Annotated in this window: 18 protein-coding genes; 10 read left to right on the forward strand and 8 right to left on the reverse strand. The window is 37.9% G+C overall.

The features are described from left to right. The first annotated feature begins 31 nt into the window (after positions 1 to 31). The 3 genes from H9565_RS09325 (at position 32) to H9565_RS09335 (ending at position 2,132) form a co-directional block, all read left to right on the forward strand. Positions 32 to 577 carry a DUF4252 domain-containing protein gene (locus H9565_RS09325; RefSeq protein WP_215438987.1) on the forward strand — a complete coding sequence of 182 codons (546 nt, stop codon included), beginning with the start codon at positions 32 to 34 and terminating at the stop codon, positions 575 to 577. 54 nt (positions 578 to 631) lie between these two features. After that, on the forward strand, positions 632 to 1,168 hold the full coding sequence (locus tag H9565_RS09330; RefSeq protein ID WP_215438988.1) for a DUF4252 domain-containing protein: 537 nt from the start codon (positions 632 to 634) through the stop codon (positions 1,166 to 1,168). 148 nt (positions 1,169 to 1,316) lie between these two features. Beyond that, on the forward strand, positions 1,317 to 2,132 hold the full coding sequence (locus H9565_RS09335; RefSeq protein ID WP_215438989.1) for a mechanosensitive ion channel family protein: 816 nt from the start codon (positions 1,317 to 1,319) through the stop codon (positions 2,130 to 2,132). A gap of 83 nt (positions 2,133 to 2,215) precedes the next feature. Here H9565_RS09335 and purB read toward each other — a convergent pair whose 3' ends face one another. From purB to H9565_RS09350, 3 genes are all read right to left on the reverse strand, one after another. Further along, positions 2,216 to 3,559, reverse strand: coding sequence for an adenylosuccinate lyase (purB, locus tag H9565_RS09340; protein WP_215438990.1), 1,344 nt, complete (start codon positions 3,557 to 3,559; stop codon positions 2,216 to 2,218). Positions 3,560 to 3,678: 119 nt separating this feature from the next. Beyond that, on the reverse strand, positions 3,679 to 4,251 hold the full coding sequence (locus H9565_RS09345; RefSeq protein WP_215438991.1) for an adenylosuccinate lyase: 573 nt from the start codon (positions 4,249 to 4,251) through the stop codon (positions 3,679 to 3,681). A gap of 12 nt (positions 4,252 to 4,263) precedes the next feature. After that, positions 4,264 to 4,959: an SIR2 family NAD-dependent protein deacylase gene (locus H9565_RS09350; RefSeq protein WP_215438992.1), complete on the reverse strand. Its 696-nt coding sequence runs from the start codon at positions 4,957 to 4,959 to the stop codon at positions 4,264 to 4,266. 32 nt (positions 4,960 to 4,991) lie between these two features. Between H9565_RS09350 and H9565_RS09355 the strand changes: the two genes are divergently transcribed. Both H9565_RS09355 and H9565_RS09360 read left to right on the forward strand, forming a co-directional pair. Next, a complete protein-coding gene (locus tag H9565_RS09355; protein WP_215438993.1) occupies positions 4,992 to 5,663 on the forward strand; it encodes a TrmH family RNA methyltransferase in 672 nt (223 codons plus the stop codon). A 100-nt stretch (positions 5,664 to 5,763) separates the two neighbouring features. Continuing rightward, positions 5,764 to 6,291: an SRPBCC family protein gene (locus H9565_RS09360; protein WP_215438994.1), complete on the forward strand. Its 528-nt coding sequence runs from the start codon at positions 5,764 to 5,766 to the stop codon at positions 6,289 to 6,291. Positions 6,292 to 6,356: 65 nt separating this feature from the next. Here H9565_RS09360 and H9565_RS09365 read toward each other — a convergent pair whose 3' ends face one another. The 4 genes from H9565_RS09365 to H9565_RS09380 form a co-directional block, all read right to left on the reverse strand. Beyond that, a complete protein-coding gene (locus H9565_RS09365; RefSeq protein WP_215438995.1) occupies positions 6,357 to 8,072 on the reverse strand; it encodes an alpha-amylase family glycosyl hydrolase in 1,716 nt (571 codons plus the stop codon). 50 nt (positions 8,073 to 8,122) lie between these two features. Then, positions 8,123 to 8,899, reverse strand: a complete 777-nt coding sequence (locus H9565_RS09370) for a carboxypeptidase-like regulatory domain-containing protein (protein ID WP_215438996.1) — start codon at positions 8,897 to 8,899, stop codon at positions 8,123 to 8,125. Between the two features lie 102 nt (positions 8,900 to 9,001). After that, positions 9,002 to 10,786 (reverse strand): DEAD/DEAH box helicase, encoded by a 1,785-nt coding sequence (locus H9565_RS09375; protein ID WP_215438997.1) that lies wholly within the window; start codon positions 10,784 to 10,786, stop codon positions 9,002 to 9,004. A 140-nt stretch (positions 10,787 to 10,926) separates the two neighbouring features. Further along, complete coding sequence (locus H9565_RS09380) at positions 10,927 to 11,496, reverse strand: non-canonical purine NTP diphosphatase (RefSeq protein WP_215438998.1); 570 nt, start codon at positions 11,494 to 11,496, stop codon at positions 10,927 to 10,929. A gap of 87 nt (positions 11,497 to 11,583) precedes the next feature. Between H9565_RS09380 and H9565_RS09385 the strand changes: the two genes are divergently transcribed. The 5 genes from H9565_RS09385 to serA all read left to right on the forward strand — a co-directional run bounded on the left by H9565_RS09385 (position 11,584) and on the right by serA (position 16,250). Then, the gene (locus tag H9565_RS09385) at positions 11,584 to 12,036 is read left to right on the forward strand and encodes a methyltransferase family protein (RefSeq protein ID WP_215438999.1); all 453 of its coding nucleotides are present in this window, start codon (positions 11,584 to 11,586) and stop codon (positions 12,034 to 12,036) included. 83 nt (positions 12,037 to 12,119) lie between these two features. Continuing rightward, complete coding sequence (locus H9565_RS09390) at positions 12,120 to 12,728, forward strand: SatD family protein (RefSeq protein ID WP_215439000.1); 609 nt, start codon at positions 12,120 to 12,122, stop codon at positions 12,726 to 12,728. Beyond that, positions 12,729 to 13,427 carry a DUF3307 domain-containing protein gene (locus H9565_RS09395; protein WP_215439001.1) on the forward strand — a complete coding sequence of 233 codons (699 nt, stop codon included), beginning with the start codon at positions 12,729 to 12,731 and terminating at the stop codon, positions 13,425 to 13,427. Next, on the forward strand, positions 13,414 to 14,214 hold the full coding sequence (locus H9565_RS09400) for an alpha/beta fold hydrolase (RefSeq protein WP_246560465.1): 801 nt from the start codon (positions 13,414 to 13,416) through the stop codon (positions 14,212 to 14,214). Before H9565_RS09395 ends, H9565_RS09400 begins: the two co-directional genes overlap by 14 nt. A gap of 143 nt (positions 14,215 to 14,357) precedes the next feature. Further along, complete coding sequence (gene serA, locus H9565_RS09405) at positions 14,358 to 16,250, forward strand: phosphoglycerate dehydrogenase (RefSeq protein WP_215439002.1); 1,893 nt, start codon at positions 14,358 to 14,360, stop codon at positions 16,248 to 16,250. A 166-nt stretch (positions 16,251 to 16,416) separates the two neighbouring features. Here serA and H9565_RS09410 read toward each other — a convergent pair whose 3' ends face one another. Beyond that, positions 16,417 to 17,451 (reverse strand): bestrophin family protein, encoded by a 1,035-nt coding sequence (locus H9565_RS09410; protein WP_215439003.1) that lies wholly within the window; start codon positions 17,449 to 17,451, stop codon positions 16,417 to 16,419. Between the last annotated feature and the right edge of the window lie 89 nt (positions 17,452 to 17,540).

Below are 17,540 nucleotides of genomic sequence, written 5' to 3' on the forward strand. Positions count from 1 at the left end.
AAAATCATTATTAATCTTAAAACGAACAGTCATGAAAAAATTAAGTGTAGTACTAGCATTGGCCCTTTTGCCATTCTTTGGAATTTCGCAGTCCATATTCGATAAGTATGATAATATGAAAAATGTGGGGTCAGTAACCGTGAATAAAAGTATGATAAGGTTAGCGGGTAATATTGCCGCTTTTGATAAGGAAGACCAAGACGCCCAAGATTTTGCGGATATCGCTCAAGGTCTGGATGGTATTAAAGTTTTTATTACCGAAGATGTTAGAATTTCGGAAGACATGGGCAAAACGGTAAAAAAGTATCTAAAATCTTCTAACCTTGAAGAACTCATGAAAGTGAGGGATAAAGATGCCACCGTAAAATTCTATATTAAGCAAGGTAGGGATGAAGATCATGTTAGTGAGCTTTTATTATTTGTGTCGGATATTAATAACGATGAACTTGATATGGGCAACAGAAGTTTTGAAAGTGTGTTGGTTTCCTTAACGGGAGATATAGATCTAAATAAGATTGGGGCGCTAACTAGAAAGATGGATTTACCTGAAGAGTTAAACGAAGTAGGAGGAAGGTAATACTGGAGTCCCGCATAAACTTTTGGTAAAACTTAATCCTTTAAAAAGAATTATATGAAAAGAATAAATATGATTGTGGCAGTACTGCTTCTGGGTCTACTTGGTGCTTGTAATTCTACACCTAGCCTACAGCAGTATTATGTAACAAATTCAGAGAACCCTAATTTCCTGACCTTAGACTTGCCCGCGGGTCTGTTAAATATCAAGGAAGCAGAATTGTCTCCTGAACAAAAAGAAAGCTTAGGTTCGTTAAAGAAACTAAATGTTCTTGCTTTTAAGAAAACAGAGGCCAACAAGGCAGATTTTCAGAAGGAGAAGGCTATTGTAAAATCTATACTAAACGCTGAAGGTTTTACTGAACTCATGAAAATGAATACAGATTTTGGCAAGGCTACCATTAAGTATTTGGGAGATGAAGATGCCATAGATGAGGTGGTGATTTATGGAGATAATGATGATAAGGGCTTTTTAGTGGTCCGGGTTTTAGGAAATAATATGAATCCGGCAAAAATGATTCAGTTTGTTCAAGCACTTGAAAAATCGGAATTAAAAGAAAGTGAACTATCTAATTTTGTGGATTTTATGAAATAAAGTACACCTCATATTATATTTTGAAAAAACAAACCAGTTCTTCTGGTTTGTTTTTTTTTTTTTTGAATAAAATTTAAGTTTTAAGTGACCTTTTAAAATATTGGGTGTCTAACTTAGTATAACGTTAACCAGAAAACTATAAAAGATTATGGAACAAGCAGAAGTATGGATGAGCAAAGGAATTGACTTTGTTGTTGAATACGGTCCAAAAGTATTAGGAGCAATAGTAATTTACATTATTGGTTCATGGATTATCAAAAAAATAATGAATGTTCTTAGTAAAGGAATGGCTCGTAAGAGTTATGATGAATCTTTACAGAAGTTTTTATTGAGTTTGGTAAAATGGGCTCTTACAATTTTCTTGATTATAATGGTCATTTCAAAATTAGGAGTTGAAACAACTAGTTTTGCCGCCATTATTGCAGCAGCAGGTCTTGCTATTGGTCTTGCGTTACAAGGTTCTTTGTCCAATTTTGCGGGTGGCGTATTGCTTATCATATTTAAGCCTTATAAAATTGGCGATTTGGTAGAAGCACAAGGAGTTTTAGGTTCTGTAAAAGAAATTGAAATTTTTACCACAAAACTAGTAACACCCCAGAACAAATTGGCCATTATCCCTAATGGTGCCATGGCAAATGGAAATATCATAAACTATACTGCGGAAGGTAAAATGAGAGTAGATACTACTATTGGAGTAGGGTATGGAGAGGATATTAAAACAGCCAAGGAAGTTTTGCTTAACGTTCTTTTGGCAGACCCAAAGGTTTTAAAAGATCCTGCACCCTCTGTAAATGTTTCGGAATTGGCAGATAGCTCGGTTAACTTTGCCGTACGTCCTTTCTGTAAGCCAGAAGACTATTGGGATGTATATTTTGGAACTTTAGAAAACTGTAAAATCGCACTGGATAAAGCTGGAATTGAAATTCCTTACCCACATCAAGTTGAGATTCAAAAGAAAGGATAATTTTTACATAAACACTAACCATTATCCCCCGAAGAAGGCCGCATTTGCGGCCTTTTTTTCGTTAGGGATATTTTTTATAATCCTTAAATACCAGTATAATTACTTGGTGTTATTACTTTTAATTCTTTTTTGATTGCATCCGAAACATCAAGTGTATCAATGAAATCTGCAATTGAATTCTGGTCTATTTTAGCATTGGTACGGGTTAACCCTTTTAAAGCTTCGTATGGGTTAGGGTAACCTTCTCTTCGTAAAATGGTTTGGATAGCTTCGGCAACTACCGCCCAGTTATTTTCAAGGTCTTGTTCAAACTTATCTTTGTTCAATAAAAGCTTGTTCAATCCTTTCAAAGTAGATTGAAAGGCAATAACTGTATGGGCAAATGGCATACCGGCATTTCTAAGTACGGTACTGTCCGTAAGGTCGCGCTGTAATCTTGAAACAGGCAACTTGGCGGATAAGTGTTCAAACAACGCATTGGCGATACCTATGTTACCTTCTGAATTTTCAAAATCTATTGGGTTTACCTTATGTGGCATGGCAGAAGAGCCAACTTCTCCCTTTTTAATTTTTTGTTTGAAATAATCCATGGATACGTAAGTCCAAAAATCACGGTCCAAATCTAGAATAATGGTATTTATTCGTTTTAAAGTATCGAACAAGGCGGCCATGTGGTCATAATGCTCTATTTGTGTAGTAGGAAAAGAATGGTGAAGACCTAATTTTTCCTGAACGAATTTAGTTCCAAAAGCTTTCCAGTCAATAGATGGGTAGGCCACTTTGTGAGCGTTGTAATTACCCGTAGCCCCGCCAAATTTAGCCGCACTGGGTATATCGTTCAAGAGGTTGAACTGTTCTTTTAAACGAACCACGAAAACTTCAATTTCTTTGCCCAAGCGCGTAGGAGATGCGGGTTGGCCATGTGTTCTTGCCAGCATGGGTATTTCTGCCCATTCTGTTGCCAATTCTTGAATTTTGTTCAATAGCTTGGTGTACTCGGGTACATATACTTCGTTGGTAGCCTCTTTTATGGAAAGGGGAATTGCCGTATTGTTAATATCCTGGGAAGTAAGTCCAAAATGAATGAACTCCTTATGAGCGGAAAGTCCCAATTTGTCAAAAGCAGCTTTAATGAAATATTCTACTGCTTTTACATCGTGATTGGTCGTTTTCTCAATATCTTTTATTTCCTGTGCATCTACGGTATCAAAATTCTGGTAGATTTCTCTAAGTGCCCCAAATTTGGAATGGTCAAAATCGGCAAGCTGAGGTAGCGGAATTTCGCAAAGAGCTATGAAATATTCAATTTCAACACGTACTCTGTATTTTATAAGGGCTTCTTCCGAGAAAAACGGTGCCAATGGTTCAGTTTTACTTCTGTAGCGCCCATCTATAGGCGAAATAGCGTTCAAAGCGTTTAGCGACATAACGTTGTATAAGGTTGATTTTTGAAAAAAAGCAAAGATACCTTAAGATGGGTAGTTTTAAAAGGTTTTTAAGGTTCTTGTGGTAAAAAGTTGTACCTAAAAAGTTAATAACTCGGTTTTTAGGGTAAATGCTTCTTGAGTTTGGCCAAAGCATGTCTGGCTCTGGCTTTGTATGCGGCACTTCCATCTGCATAACTTTGCTCTAGGACCATTTTTAGTTCGGGGTGTATCCATGAGAATTTGTGCCCTAATAAATAAAGGGAAGTTATTGAATACGCTTTGGCGGCTACTTTGTAATCTCCTATCAGCCAATCAAAACAGGCAGTGGTTATTTGTTCTAGTTGGTCTTCCGTTAATACTTGCTGCAGTTCATTCTTTTCCTTTGAGAAATAAGCCATGGTCAGGAATTCGCAAATCTTGGCAACTGGCCTAATGGCAGAATCAAAACGCACTCTGCTTAGGTTAGCGGTGAAAACATCTAGATGTGGGTAAATAAAAGATAGGTTTTCTTTTGCTGTAAACTCCAGTACCCAGCATGCTCTATTGGAAATAGGGTCATCAACAGTAAAGGCAATTTGTAAAAGGGCATCCACCAATTGTGGGTTTTTACTAATAAGATCGGCCATTTCTGCTCGTTTTTCACGTGAGTGATTCACATAGTCCAGTGCTTTGTATAGTTCCTCTTGTGTCATTATAGCTTTATTTTAAGCCTGCTTCAGGAGTTCGTTAACCAAATTTGGAACACCTTCTACGGCTGTTTTTGCAATAACGGTCAGGTTGTTATAATGGTTTTTGGAAACGTTAGGGTTGGGGTCTATAAAATATATGGGCACGTTTTCCTGGGCGTAATCAATTAAGCTTGCAGCAGGATAGACTTGCATAGAGGTACCTATAATTATGACAATATCTGCCTTTTGAGTCGCCAAAGCGGCCTCTTTGAGTAAAGGTACCGCTTCCCCGAACCAAACGATATGCGGTCGTAACTGATAGCCTTTTTCACATAGGTCGCCTAAATTTAAATCGGCCTTCCAAGGAAGTACCGTGTTTTCGTTTACTGTGCTTCTTGCCTTTAGAAGTTCTCCGTGAATATGAATAAGATTGGTGCTGCCCGCCCTTTCATGAAGGTCGTCTACGTTCTGGGTAACAATGGTAACATCATACGAATTTTCTAACTTAAAAAGAGCCTTGTGTGCTTCGTTGGGGAATACTTCGGGTAATTGTCTTCGCCTTTGATTATAGAAATTAAGCACTAGTTCTGGATTTTTGGCAAAGCCCTGGGGAGATGCCACCTCCATAACATCATGTCCTTCCCATAATCCACCGGCATCCCTAAACGTATTTATGCCGCTTTCCGCACTGATTCCGGCTCCTGTTAAAACGGTAATTTTTTTCTTCATCATTATAAAAATAGAGTTTTTATTATATTCGATATATGGCAGATAAACAACTTCTTAAATATCTTGAGAATTTTATAACCGAAGAAAGAAAGCAAAGGTTTCTAGATGTACTAAAAGATCGTACAAAATTACTTACCGTAGCCATTGAAGATGTATACCAGATGCACAATACCAGTGCCGTAATCCGTAGTTGTGAAGTGTTCGGTATTCAAGAAGCGCATGTTATAGAGTCTAGGTTTGGTAAAAAATTGGACAGTGAAATAGCTATGGGAGCACAGAAATGGGTAGATGTACACCGTCATAAAAATACTAGGGACTGTATAGAAAAGCTTAAGAACGAAGGTTATAAAATCATTGCTACAACACCGCATAACGATTCTAATTTGCTAGAGGATTTTAAGATTGAAGGAAAAACGGCCCTGTTGTTCGGGACGGAGCGGAAGGGGCTTAGCCAAGAGGCAATTGATATGAGTGACGGGTTTTTAAAAATTCCTATGATGGGCTTTACGGAAAGCTTGAACATATCCGTTTCAGCAGCGATTATTTTACAGCACTTAACGGTGAAAATGCGTGCGACGGATTTGCAATGGGGTTTAACCGAAGAGGAAAAGGCCGAAAAACAGCTGGATTGGACCAAAAAATCTGTGCGGAGTATTGATGACGTCTTGAAGCGATACGAAGCCGAAATTAAAAAAGACGGCGTATAAGTTACTAACTATATTTAAAAGGAGAATTCAGATTTTTGATTTATTTAAAATCACGGGAGTTTTTAGTATATTTCTGTAATAACCAACAAATCAATCTATTATGTATACATTACTTTATGTTGTAGTAAGTGTTGTCGTGTTAATTTTTGTATTATCACTAATTGCACCAAAAACCTATAATGTTTTTAGGACGGTAGAGGTAGCCAAGTCCAAACCAGAAGTTTTTCAATATTTAAAATCTTTAAAAAAGATGGATGAGTGGTCTCCATGGGCAAAAAAAGACCCGAATATGGAGAAGCGCTTTACCGGTACTGATGGAGAAGTAGGTTGTACCAGTTATTGGAACGGCAACAAAGAAGTAGGGGAAGGAGAACAGGAAATTAAGAATATTATAGATGGAGAACGCATAGAATCTGAACTTCGGTTTTTGAAACCTTTTAAATCGACGTCTGATTGTTATCTTCAGGTAGACGATGCGAGTAACGGAAATACTAAGGTAACTTGGGGCTTTTCAGGAAAGCATAAGTTTCCTATGAATATTATGATGCTCTTTATGAGCATGGATAAGGCTGTAGGAAAGGATTTTGAAGCAGGTTTGGCCAGTTTAAAGGAAAACTTGGAAAAGTAAATTTGGTGTAAAATAAAAAAGAGCCCTTCGTTTTAAAGGGCTCTTTTTATTGTGTTTATTCTCTTTTATTCTTTCAGTTCCAAAAGAGCAATATCATAATCATTTTCTAAGATTACTTTACCGTTTGCAACCACTACTTCTGTTTCTGAATAGGTGTCGTAAAGTGTTGTTCCATCACCAAAGAAGCCTTTTACCCAAAGCGATTTTTTCCCTTTTGGTAAATCTAGCCCAACAACTACTTTGTCTTTGTAGTCACCGTCTACGTAGCTTCGGCTAAAAACATAAGGCGTTTTCCCCAGTCTTTTATGTCTTCCTGCGCCAACTGCCAAATGGTTTCTTCTAAAAGTACCCAGTTTTTTCCAGTGCTGTAGTATTTCTTGAGTCCTTGGTAAGCTATCAAGTTCGTCCCAATTCATAAAGGAGCGTAGTGTGGCGTCTCCTTGTACGGGGTTATCTTCGGTAGCTTTAATGGTTAGATCTCGGGCCGTTTCATCTCCGTAATAGATTTGTGATGCACCAGGCGTAAGCAACAGTATGTTTGCGGCTTTAAATGGGTTTGTTCTCTCGGCATCAAAAGGGTGACCATCATCATGGGAGGTTAGGTAGTTTACCACACTTTTTCCGGAAAGCTGCGAGTGCAGTATTTTATTATACTTGCGAAAAATAGATTCGTAGTCTTTTTTGGCATCTTCCTTTAGTTCAAAATTGATGAGACTTTTAAATCCATGGGCAAAATAATCTACTTTTTTATCGCCAAAATCGTATTCCCTACCACCGGAAATACCATAATTGTACACTTCGCCCACCATGTAGAACGGCTGGTCATCAAGTACCTTTTCAGGGTGCATCTTTTTCCAATTTTCAAAGGCGTGGGAAGCTTCTTTATAAAGTTCGGACCATGCATTTTCGTTAACATGTTTTACCGTGTCTACTCTAAAACCATCTATTCCAAGATTGTTTACATAATCCGTAAGCCATTTTATGATATAGTATCTTGGAGCTCTTGGGTAACCGGTACGTTCAAAGAAAAGCTGAAGTTCATCTAGTTCCTGACTTAAACGTCCTTCCTCTTTCCATTTGGCCAATAGGGCATCAGGCAGTTCTACGGCTTCATTGGATTCTGTTTTAACGTCAGGTAAGTTATCTACAAGGGTACACTCTACGGTAGTTTGGTAGGAACTGAAATCACAAGTAGGCTTAGTCCTAATCCATTCTTCAGGCCATGCTTCATCTATCTCCGTAACAGGTCCGGTGTGGTTCAGTACCACATCCATTAAAACTCTAATTCCGTTTGTATGGGCGGTTTTAACCATGATTTCCAAATCTTTTCGGGTCCCAAAATTAGGATCTAAAGCGGTCCAATCCTTTGCCCAATAGCCATGATAACCATAGGTACTTCCCGTACCTTCATCTGTATTACCGTGAATTTGTTCTATGACGGGCGTAAACCAAATGGCGTTGATACCTAAGTCTGAGAAATAACCCTCCTCTATTTTTTGGGTGATACCTTGAATATCTCCTCCCATAAAACCTCTTAAAGGCCCAGTGGGTTGGGTTCTTTCAAAATTTACATCGTTTTCAGGGTTGCCATTATTGAACCTATCCGTTAGTAGAAAGTAAATATTGGCTGCATCCCATATAAAGGGCAGTTTTTTTTTGGGTTCGATAGTTTTGGAAACAGTATCGGTTTTAATTGATACTTCTTCTATAAGATTCTTTCGCTTTTCTTTGCAGGCGATAAGAAGGGAGAAAATAACAACCGCAGAGAGCAGTCTTTTCATAAGTAGTCTATTTTCCCTAAAGCTATAAAATGCTGTGGAAAATAGAAAATTTATTTTTTACGATTTAATACTTTAAAATCTTCGTAACAACTGCTTATAGCATCTAGAATTTGCAGGTCGTTGGCAGTTCTTATAAAGGACTTGGAGTAATTACAATTGTTTAGAATATCTTGAATGTCCAGTTTCTCTATCTGAAGTAGTTCCGTTAAGACTTCACGGTCAAACTTTGAAGCCAAAAGATCTCGTATCTGATCATCTTCTTTTATTTTGCGTAGCTTTTTCATCTGGTTGGGCTGTTTTCCAAAGAGATTACGCAATAAATCTGCGGGATTTAAAATGGCGCCCAACACTTTGGTAACGGCGCTTGGGTTTTTATTACCGCCTTCATAACCTACTGAAAGTCCTGAAATACTATATTGGTACGCATTATTTATAGGAGCGTTCTTAACGTCTATTTCAAGATAGCCGGTGAGTTGATACGGTTTAACGATCACCTCTTCCAATGCATAGGCCAGTTCCGTTAAGGCAATTTTAGTGTCCTTGAATTTAAACATGTCATTGGTAACCCTGATTTTTTGTGATTTGAAACCTAAAAAAGAAAAATAAAGGATATCGTCTACCGATGCCGAAATTGTAAATTCCCCATCTTCTTTGGTAATTGTTCCTTTTACCTTGTTCAAGTTTATAACATGAACATCACCCATAACCGCATCGGTTTGGGCATTAACAACTATGGCTTTTATTTCTTTTTCTTCTAAAACTTCTTCCTCTTGAGCAAATGAAAAGGTTGAGATAAATAGTAGAATAATTATTAAGAGTGGTTTCATTACTTTAAGCATACAGGTTTAAAAGTACTAAACAAAACAAAAAAATACGCCGAAGCGTATTTTTTAATATACAATTAACTTTAAAAATAAGTTTCTTGAGGTCTAGAAGAAATCGCTTCTACTTTTTGAGCTTCTTCTTTTTCCGGAATGACTTGGCTTTCCTTTAGAAGAGTTTCTGCTTCTTGAGCGGCCACCACGATCGTTGTCACGATCTCTTTTTCTGCCACCGCCGCTTCTGCTTCTGCCACGACCACCGCCGCCACTTCCGCCAGGGTTTTTGGATACTTCTACGTTTATAAACCTACCTTCAAGTTTAAAGTCCGTGAAAAACGAAAGAATTTTATCTGTATGTTCAGCTTCGGTATTAAAGAATGAAAAAGAATCTTTAGTATCAACCTTGTAAACATCCTCTTTGCCTAAATCCAATGTGTCGCGCAAGAAATCTTTTAAGGACATCCAATCGTAACCATCTTTTTCTCCAACGTTTATGAAGTAACGTACAGAACCGTTTGAAGGTACGTGTGCGTTTCTTTCTCCTCTATCTCTGTCGCGACCACGGTCATCAGAAGTGTTCATGTCTTTCGTCTTATTGTAATAATTCGAAAAACGGGTAAACTCTACGGATACTATTTTTTTAATAAGCTCATCTCTGTCCAGACCTTCTAATACATCGTTAATGGCAGGAAGATAGTTTTCTACATCTGCATTAATTTCTGTTTCTTTGATTTTGTTGGCCAAGTGATATAGTTGAATCTCACAGATTTCTATTCCGGTCGGAATTTTCTTGGAGATGAAATCTTGCTGTATCTTTTTCTCTATAGCGTGAATCTTACGCATCTCACTTCTGGTAACGATAACCATTGAAATACCTGATTTCCCAGCTCTACCAGTACGACCGCTACGGTGGGTGTAGGTTTCAATTTCATCTGGAAGCTGGTAATTGATAACATGCGTAATGTCATCAACATCAATACCACGTGCCGCTACATCTGTAGCAACAAGCATTTGTATTTGCTTTTTACGGAAAGAGTTCATAACCAAATCTCTCTGGTTTTGACTTAAATCTCCATGTAAAGCACCTGCATTATAACCGTCTTCAATTAGCTTTTCAGCTACACGTTGTGTGTCTCTTTTTGTTCTACAGAAAACTACCGAGAAAATATCCGGGTTGGCATCTGCAAGTCTTTTAAGCGCTGGATATCTATCTCTACCCCCAACTACATAATATTCGTGCTGTACGTTTGAAGTTCCAGCATTTTTAGCTCCCACGGTAATTTCCATAGGGCTGTGCATGAACTTTTTAGCTATGGTAGCTACTTCTCTTGGCATAGTAGCTGAAAACAACCACGTAGATTTGTCCTTGGGAGTATTTGAAAGGATATCCTTTATATCTTCAAAGAAGCCCATGTTAAGCATTTCATCTGCTTCATCTAGAACGCAGTAGTCTATTTTGCTTATATCTACCAGGCCACGGCTGATCATATCTTTCATTCGCCCAGGAGTTGCTACAACTATCTGTGCGCCACGTTTGATCTGTCTTGCTTGTTCCGTAATACTTGCTCCTCCGTAAATGGCAACGGTATTGAGGCCTTTTACATATTTGGAATAAGCTTGCATCTCATTTGTAATTTGCAAACAAAGTTCACGGGTAGGAGAGAGTACCAAACCTTGGGTAGTTCTGCTATTGTTATCTATTTTCTGAATTAACGGAAAACCAAAAGCAGCAGTTTTACCGGTTCCTGTTTGCGCTAGTGCAACTAGGTCGGTTTCACTTTCCAATAAAATAGGGATTGCTTTTTCTTGTACTTCAGATGGGCTTTCGAATCCCATATCTTTGACAGCGTCCAATATGGACTTGTCTAGCCCTAAGGCTTCAAATTTTGTCATAAAAAAGGTATACTTAATCGCTAATAGGTGTGTTGCATAGAGCGATTATCGTGTATAACCTTAGTACTCAGAGCAACACCTGCCATACCGGCGGCGTTAAAATTAAGGCGCAAAGGTACGTTTTATTATTGAGATAGCCGTTATTGGAGGAAATCTATTAATTTTCTCATGGCTCGGCCCCTGTGGCTAATGGCGTTTTTGGTCTCCAAAGGAAGTTCTGCAAAGGTTTCATTATAACCATTGGGAAGGAAAATAGGGTCGTACCCAAAGCCTTTATCGCCTTTTTTTGCTTGTGTTATTTCTCCTTCTACGATACCGCTAAACTCATATTTTTCATTATTGATATTCAGGGCTATAACGGTCTTAAAGTGTGCAGCGCGATTATTTTTGCTTTTTAGATTCTCTAAAAGCTTATTCATGTTGTCATCGGAATTTTTATCTGTGCCGGCGTATCTGGCGGAATAAACGCCTGGAGCACCATTTAATGCATCTACCAAGAGTCCTGTGTCGTCGGCAAAGCATGCAAGGCCGTAGTTTTTGGTAACGTAGTCTGCTTTTATATGGGCGTTTTCTTCCAAAGTAGCCCCTGTTTCCGGAATATCGTCAAAGCAACCAATGTCCGTTAAGGAAACCAATTCTATATGTGGAGGTACGATTTTTTTAACTTCTTCAAGTTTATTTTTGTTATGCGTAGCGAAAACAAGTTTCATATAGACCAATTTTAAGATTGTTTTTCCTTGGATGCATTTACCGATCTCAAAAGTAGTAATTTTGATATGCTATAAATATTTCTTTCTATGGAATTGAAGATACCTCCAGCAGTTGTTTTCTTGATTTTTGCAGGTCTTATGTATTTGCTTGCTACTTTTTTGCCTTTTGGTTATTTTGATTTTTTTGGTAGGTATTATTTGATTTATGGCTTATTAGTGTTTGCCGGGCTTGTAGCTGGTGTTGCGCTTTTTCAGTTTCTTCGCCAGCGAACCACTATAGACCCGACCAAACCTTCTAAAGCAAGTAAATTGGTTGATGGAGGAATTTTTGCCTATTCTAGAAACCCTATGTATTTGGCATTGCTCATATTGTTACTGGCTTTGGGCATTTGGTTAGGGAATGCCTTTAATACGTTATTGGCTGCCGGTTTTGTGGCGTATATGAACAGGTTTCAGATTATTCCTGAAGAAATGGCTCTTTTGGAGCTTTTTGGAAAGGAGTACAAGCAGTACTGTCTAAATGTGCGAAGATGGTTTTGATTATAAGCATTTTGACTTATAAATAAAAATATTAGCGTTTTAGCTTATATTTTAATATATTAGCGTTTTAGCTTATATTGTTTATGGTAGCAATAATAACAGGAGATATTATTAATTCCGAGGGTTACAACTCATCGGAGTGGTTGGGCATTCTTAAGGATTACTTATCCAAACTAGGTAAATCGCCAGTAGATTGGGAGGTTTACAGAGGAGATGAGTTTCAGTTAAAAATAGCAAAGGAAGATGCTTTGCAAGCGGCAATATATATCAAGGCTTTAATGAAGACCGTAAAAGGGCTAGATGTCCGTATGGGTATTGGTTTGGGTAATGAAACGTTTAAGGGGGTGGGGGTTAGTGAGTCTAACGGTCCGGCTTATCATAGATCCGGTAGAACTTTTGAATCACTAAAAGAGGATAAGCTTAATTTAACCATAGCTACGGGCAATGGCTTTTTTGATGACACCTTAAATCTTATGCTTAAGTTGGCCCTGCACTTTATGGATGATTGGAGCACCGTATCGGCAGAAATAATTGTATTGGCGCTAGACAATCCCAATGCTTCACAACGGGAAATCGCCGAAAGGCTAAATATTAAACAATCTGCGGTAAGTCAACGTCAAAAAAGAGCACGTCTAGATTTGGTTCTAGAGTTGCTTGGGTACTATTCAAAAACTTTAAAAGATTTAGGTTAGATGGTTCTGTTTACAAAACTTTTATTGGCACATTTAATAGGTGATTTTTTGCTACAACCCAACCGTTGGGTAGTTCATAAGGAAGCTAATAAGGAGAAGTCTAAATACTTGTACGCGCACGTCTTGCTTCACTTTGCCTTGACCATGCTTTTGGTCTGGGATTTTAATTTTTGGAAAGTAGCATTGGTTATTATGGTTTCGCATTATGTTATCGATTTGCTAAAACTATACTTAACTCCAAAATTCCGTCTCAAGAGCATTCCTTTTTTCATAGATCAGGTGCTGCATGTGACCGTACTATACTGTTGTGTATACTATGGAAACCTAACAGAGCATACGGTAGCTCTTTTTCAAGGTTTGGATTGGCCGTTGGTAACCGCTCTTGTATTTGTAAGTTCTCCTGCTGCGATTATTATGGGGAAGTTGTTGGAAGCCATGTCGGATAAAATTGAACTAGACCATAAATCTTTGCCCAATGCCGGAAAGTATATTGGAATAATAGAACGGTTATTTGTTCTTATGTTCATTATCATGGGCAGATGGGAGGCTATAGGGCTTTTGATAGGGGCAAAGTCTGTTTTTCGCTTTAACGATTTAAAGGAAAGCAACAACAGGAAACTTACGGAATATATTTTAATAGGAACATTGCTAAGTTTTGGACTTGCTGTAATTACAGGGATTATCTATGTTAATGTATAAGCGTACACTTCGTATTTTTCTTTTGGTGATGCCGTTCATGTTCGTTACCGAATTATCGGCTCAGACCCAATTTTTCAATTCGTTTGACGATACAAAAATAGCCTATACGGATGAAGGTAAAGGAGATGTTGTGTTGTTGATTCACGGGTTCATAAATACCAAGGAATCGTGGGAAGATACAAGTTTAAAGGCTGACCTATTAGCCGAAGGTTTTAGGGTGGTTGCGCTTGATTTAAGGGGTAACGGAGAATCGGACAAACCGCAAACGGAAGATGCGTATAGCTTAGATTCAGAAATCATGGATATTATGTTTCTCATGCAGCACCTTAGGCTTAAAAAATATATGGCCGTTGGGTATTCTAGAGGGAGTATTGTGCTTGCCAAACTCTTGTTGAAGGATAAACGGGTGAAAAAAGCGGTATTGGGCGGTATGGGAATAGATTTCACCCATTACCGGTGGCCTCGAAAAATTAAGTTTATGCATGCATTTAACGGCAGGGTAACGGAAGAGACCCAAGAAGCGGTAGATTATGCTAAATCCGTAAATGCGGATTTTAGGAGTCTGTACTTGCAACAGCGTTTTCAGCCGTATACAAGAAAAAGTCATTTAAGTTATGTGCAGGCCAAAGTTTTGGTCATAGCGGGTAATGAAGATTTGGACAATGGCAGTCCGGAGGAACTACATCAAGCTATTCCCAAAAGCGAATTTGTAATTGTGGACGGAGACCATAACGGAACATATAAAACTCCTGCTTTTTCAAAGGCGATACTCTCTTTTCTAGATTAGCATAGTACGTTTTATCATTCTTATTAATATGAAAATCCCTATCAAAAAGAACTAGATTAGTTATAAGGATAACTTTTAGCAACATTAGTCCAATTTGGACAGAAATAATCTTTATTTTTGTTGCTTAATTTTTTAGCAAAGACATGGTAGAAACAGGTAGAAAATACGTATTCGATTTTGATAGCACCTTAACAAGGGTAGAAGCTTTGGATGTACTGGCCGAAATGACCTTGGAAGGCAAGTCTAACCGAGACGAAATCATTAGTCAAATTCAAGAGATTACAAATCTGGGTATTGACGGAGATATATCCTTTACCGAATCACTTGAAAGACGAATAAAATTATTAAACGCCCATAAAGATGATTTAGGGCCGTTAGTTGAGGAGTTGCGCCATAAAATTTCAAAGTCTATTGCTTCAAACAAAGAGTTTTTTGAAAAATTTTCGGATGATATTTATGTCATCTCTTGCGGGTTTAAAGAGTTCATAGACCCTATTGTTAAGGAGTATAATATTCCATCGGATAGGGTATATGCAAATACCTTTGAATTTGATAAAGAAGGAAATATTATTGGTTTTGATGCTAAAAATGTGCTTTCTCAGCATAACGGGAAAATAGAATGTCTTAAAAACATGAACTTAGAAGGAGAAGTTCAAGTTATTGGAGATGGGTATAGCGATTATGTAATGCGCGAAGCCGGTATTGCCGATAAATTCTTTGCGTACACGGAAAATGTGCATCGCGAAAAAGCGGCAAAAAATGCAGATTATATCACACCTAATATGGATGAATTTCTTTTTGTAAACGATTTACCTCGTAATATCTCTTATCCCAAGAACAGAATTAAAATTCTTCTTTTGGAAAATGTTCACCCTGATGCGTTCAAAAACCTGTCAGATGATGGTTTTTCAGTAGAACTGGTAAAACACAGTATTGGAGAAGAAGAACTTATAGAGAAGATTAAAGGTGTTCATGTATTGGGTATTCGTTCTAAGACCCAAGTGACGCAAAAAGTATTGGATGCGGCGGATAAACTTTTGGTTGTTGGTGCGTTCTGTATCGGTACTACACAAATAGATTTGCTGCATGCCAAGAAAAACGGCGTTGTAGTCTTTAACGCTCCGTACAGTAATACCCGTTCCGTTGTGGAATTGGCTATTGGGCAAATCATTATGCTTATGCGTAGTGTATTCTCTAGAAGTAGCGAAATTCATAGTGGGCAATGGCAAAAAACCGCCGAAGGTTCAAGAGAGGTTCGTGGTAAGAATCTTGGTATTGTTGGTTATGGTAATATAGGTAAGCAACTTTCTATTTTGGCGGAAGCTCTAGGTATGCGTGTGTATTACTATGATGTTGAGGATAAGTTGTCCTTAGGTAATGCTAAAAAGTGCAATACGTTAGAGGACTTGTTGAATGTTTCGGACGTAGTTACCTTACACATAGATGATAACAAGGCAAACAAGAATTTCATTGGCGCAAGAGAAATTAGCCAAATGAGAAACGGCGCAATGCTTATCAATCTTTCTAGAGGTTTTGTTGTAGATATTGAAGCTTTGGCCAATGGTCTAAAATCCGGAAAAATTGGAGGTGCTGCAATTGATGTATATCCTGAGGAGCCTCGTAGCAATGGTGATTTCTATACACCGCTTCAAGGTTTAAAGAATGTTATCCTAACGCCTCATGTAGGTGGTAGTACTGAAGAGGCACAACGTGATATAGCTGATTTTGTTCCTAATAAAATTATGGACTATATCAATTCTGGGAATACGGTAGATGCGGTAAACTTCCCTAACATCCGTTTGCCAAAACAACAGAACGCACACCGTTTCTTGCATATTCATAAGAACGTTCCTGGCATTATGGCAAAAATCAACGAAGTATGTGCTACGTATGGTTTAAATATCTCAGGGCAATTCCTTTCTACGGATAGTGAGGTTGGCTACGTTATAACCGATTTGGATAAGGAATATAATAAAGACGTAATCAAAGCCCTTAAAAAGGTTGAGAATACCATTAAGTTTAGAGTATTGTACTAAACCCTTCTCTAAATGATAAGAATTGAAAAAGCCCTTTAATTAGGGCTTTTTTTATGTGTTATTATGTAAATGTTTCTTGGCTTACTTCCGTTAAGGTTCGTTGTGACTCTAGGTAGGGTGGGCATAAGCAACTTTTAGTTTATAATGCCATAACTACAATATAAAACTACATAAGCACCCCTTTTTCTGCTTTTACCGGAGGTGGTAGTTCTGTTTCTCCCAACATTTCCCTAAGGTCTATTTCAATTGTTCTGCAAAGCGAAAGCATAGGAATATCATTCGCCATTCTCTGAAATGGATTTTCTGAATAATCCCCAATTAATTCCATCATAACATATATCCATCCTAACAATACGCAGATTGGTACGGCAAGCCATAGGTTGGCGGTTCCGGAATCTAGCACTTCGGGCATCATACTAAATGGCAATAGAAAAATGAATATCCCAACAAAATAATAGCTCATGTTTGCGTATTGGCGGGGGAAGGGAAATTTTTTGATTCGCTCGTTCTTACCTTGTAATTCATAAAAAGTACGTAAAACATCTTGCATCTTAATATGTCTAAAATCGTCAATTAACCCTTTTTTGCGTAATTCTCGTAAATCTCTGGATTGTTCATTTATAATTTGCGTAGCGGTATTGGCTTTGGTAACCAAACGTTCAAATTCTTCTTTAGAAAGAAAGTTTTTTAATTGACGGTATTCTAGATGGTCACTTATGATACCCACTCCAAAGTTATCTTCAAGTCTTTGGGCGTGCTTGGTGGTCAAGCCACCTTGTGAAACATGTTCCCAAGAGGTAGATACCAATAATTGTTCTCTATGGGTGTAAAGCCATCCTATCTGCCTGTAAATAAGTCTTTTTTTTATGGCGTGTAAGTCCTCTTCATTATGTTTTTCTAAGGCGTTCATGTTAGTTATATATCCATCTACCAACATACCCCATGTACGGCTATCATTTACTATTCCTCCCCATATTTTTCGGGCTTCCCACATTCTGTCATAGGATTGATTGTTTTTAAAACCAACGTAAAAGGCAACAGCGGTACCAATTACAGAGACTGGTAACCAAGGAACTTCGTACGAAATAATATTAAAACGGTATAGCACGGCAACGCTACCCATATATAGAAATAGCCAAATGATATGGTGGAAAGACAAATCAAATAACTTCTTAAACGGAATTCCTTTAGTAACAATCATGGCAATTTTTTTGTTAGACTGCTAATGTAGAAAAGTTGATTTGTTAATATAAGCTACAAGAGGTTTTTTTTAGATTGAACGGTTGAAGA

The organism is Zobellia russellii, assembly GCF_018728565.1.
Lineage (GTDB): Bacteria > Bacteroidota > Bacteroidia > Flavobacteriales > Flavobacteriaceae > Zobellia > Zobellia russellii.

Coding starts and splice junctions, on each gene's coding strand:
- H9565_RS09325 (WP_215438987.1), top strand. CDS start 32: ATGAAAAAATTAAGTGTAGTACTAGCATTGGCCCTTTTGCCATTCTTT.
- H9565_RS09330 (WP_215438988.1), top strand. CDS start 632: ATGAAAAGAATAAATATGATTGTGGCAGTACTGCTTCTGGGTCTACTT.
- H9565_RS09335 (WP_215438989.1), top strand. CDS start 1,317: ATGGAACAAGCAGAAGTATGGATGAGCAAAGGAATTGACTTTGTTGTT.
- purB (WP_215438990.1), bottom strand. CDS start 3,559: ATGTCGCTAAACGCTTTGAACGCTATTTCGCCTATAGATGGGCGCTAC.
- H9565_RS09345 (WP_215438991.1), bottom strand. CDS start 4,251: ATGACACAAGAGGAACTATACAAAGCACTGGACTATGTGAATCACTCA.
- H9565_RS09350 (WP_215438992.1), bottom strand. CDS start 4,959: ATGATGAAGAAAAAAATTACCGTTTTAACAGGAGCCGGAATCAGTGCG.
- H9565_RS09355 (WP_215438993.1), top strand. CDS start 4,992: ATGGCAGATAAACAACTTCTTAAATATCTTGAGAATTTTATAACCGAA.
- H9565_RS09360 (WP_215438994.1), top strand. CDS start 5,764: ATGTATACATTACTTTATGTTGTAGTAAGTGTTGTCGTGTTAATTTTT.
- H9565_RS09365 (WP_215438995.1), bottom strand. CDS start 8,072: ATGAAAAGACTGCTCTCTGCGGTTGTTATTTTCTCCCTTCTTATCGCC.
- H9565_RS09370 (WP_215438996.1), bottom strand. CDS start 8,899: ATGAAACCACTCTTAATAATTATTCTACTATTTATCTCAACCTTTTCA.
- H9565_RS09375 (WP_215438997.1), bottom strand. CDS start 10,786: ATGACAAAATTTGAAGCCTTAGGGCTAGACAAGTCCATATTGGACGCT.
- H9565_RS09380 (WP_215438998.1), bottom strand. CDS start 11,496: ATGAAACTTGTTTTCGCTACGCATAACAAAAATAAACTTGAAGAAGTT.
- H9565_RS09385 (WP_215438999.1), top strand. CDS start 11,584: ATGGAATTGAAGATACCTCCAGCAGTTGTTTTCTTGATTTTTGCAGGT.
- H9565_RS09390 (WP_215439000.1), top strand. CDS start 12,120: ATGGTAGCAATAATAACAGGAGATATTATTAATTCCGAGGGTTACAAC.
- H9565_RS09395 (WP_215439001.1), top strand. CDS start 12,729: ATGGTTCTGTTTACAAAACTTTTATTGGCACATTTAATAGGTGATTTT.
- H9565_RS09400 (WP_246560465.1), top strand. CDS start 13,414: ATGTTAATGTATAAGCGTACACTTCGTATTTTTCTTTTGGTGATGCCG.
- serA (WP_215439002.1), top strand. CDS start 14,358: ATGGTAGAAACAGGTAGAAAATACGTATTCGATTTTGATAGCACCTTA.
- H9565_RS09410 (WP_215439003.1), bottom strand. CDS start 17,451: ATGATTGTTACTAAAGGAATTCCGTTTAAGAAGTTATTTGATTTGTCT.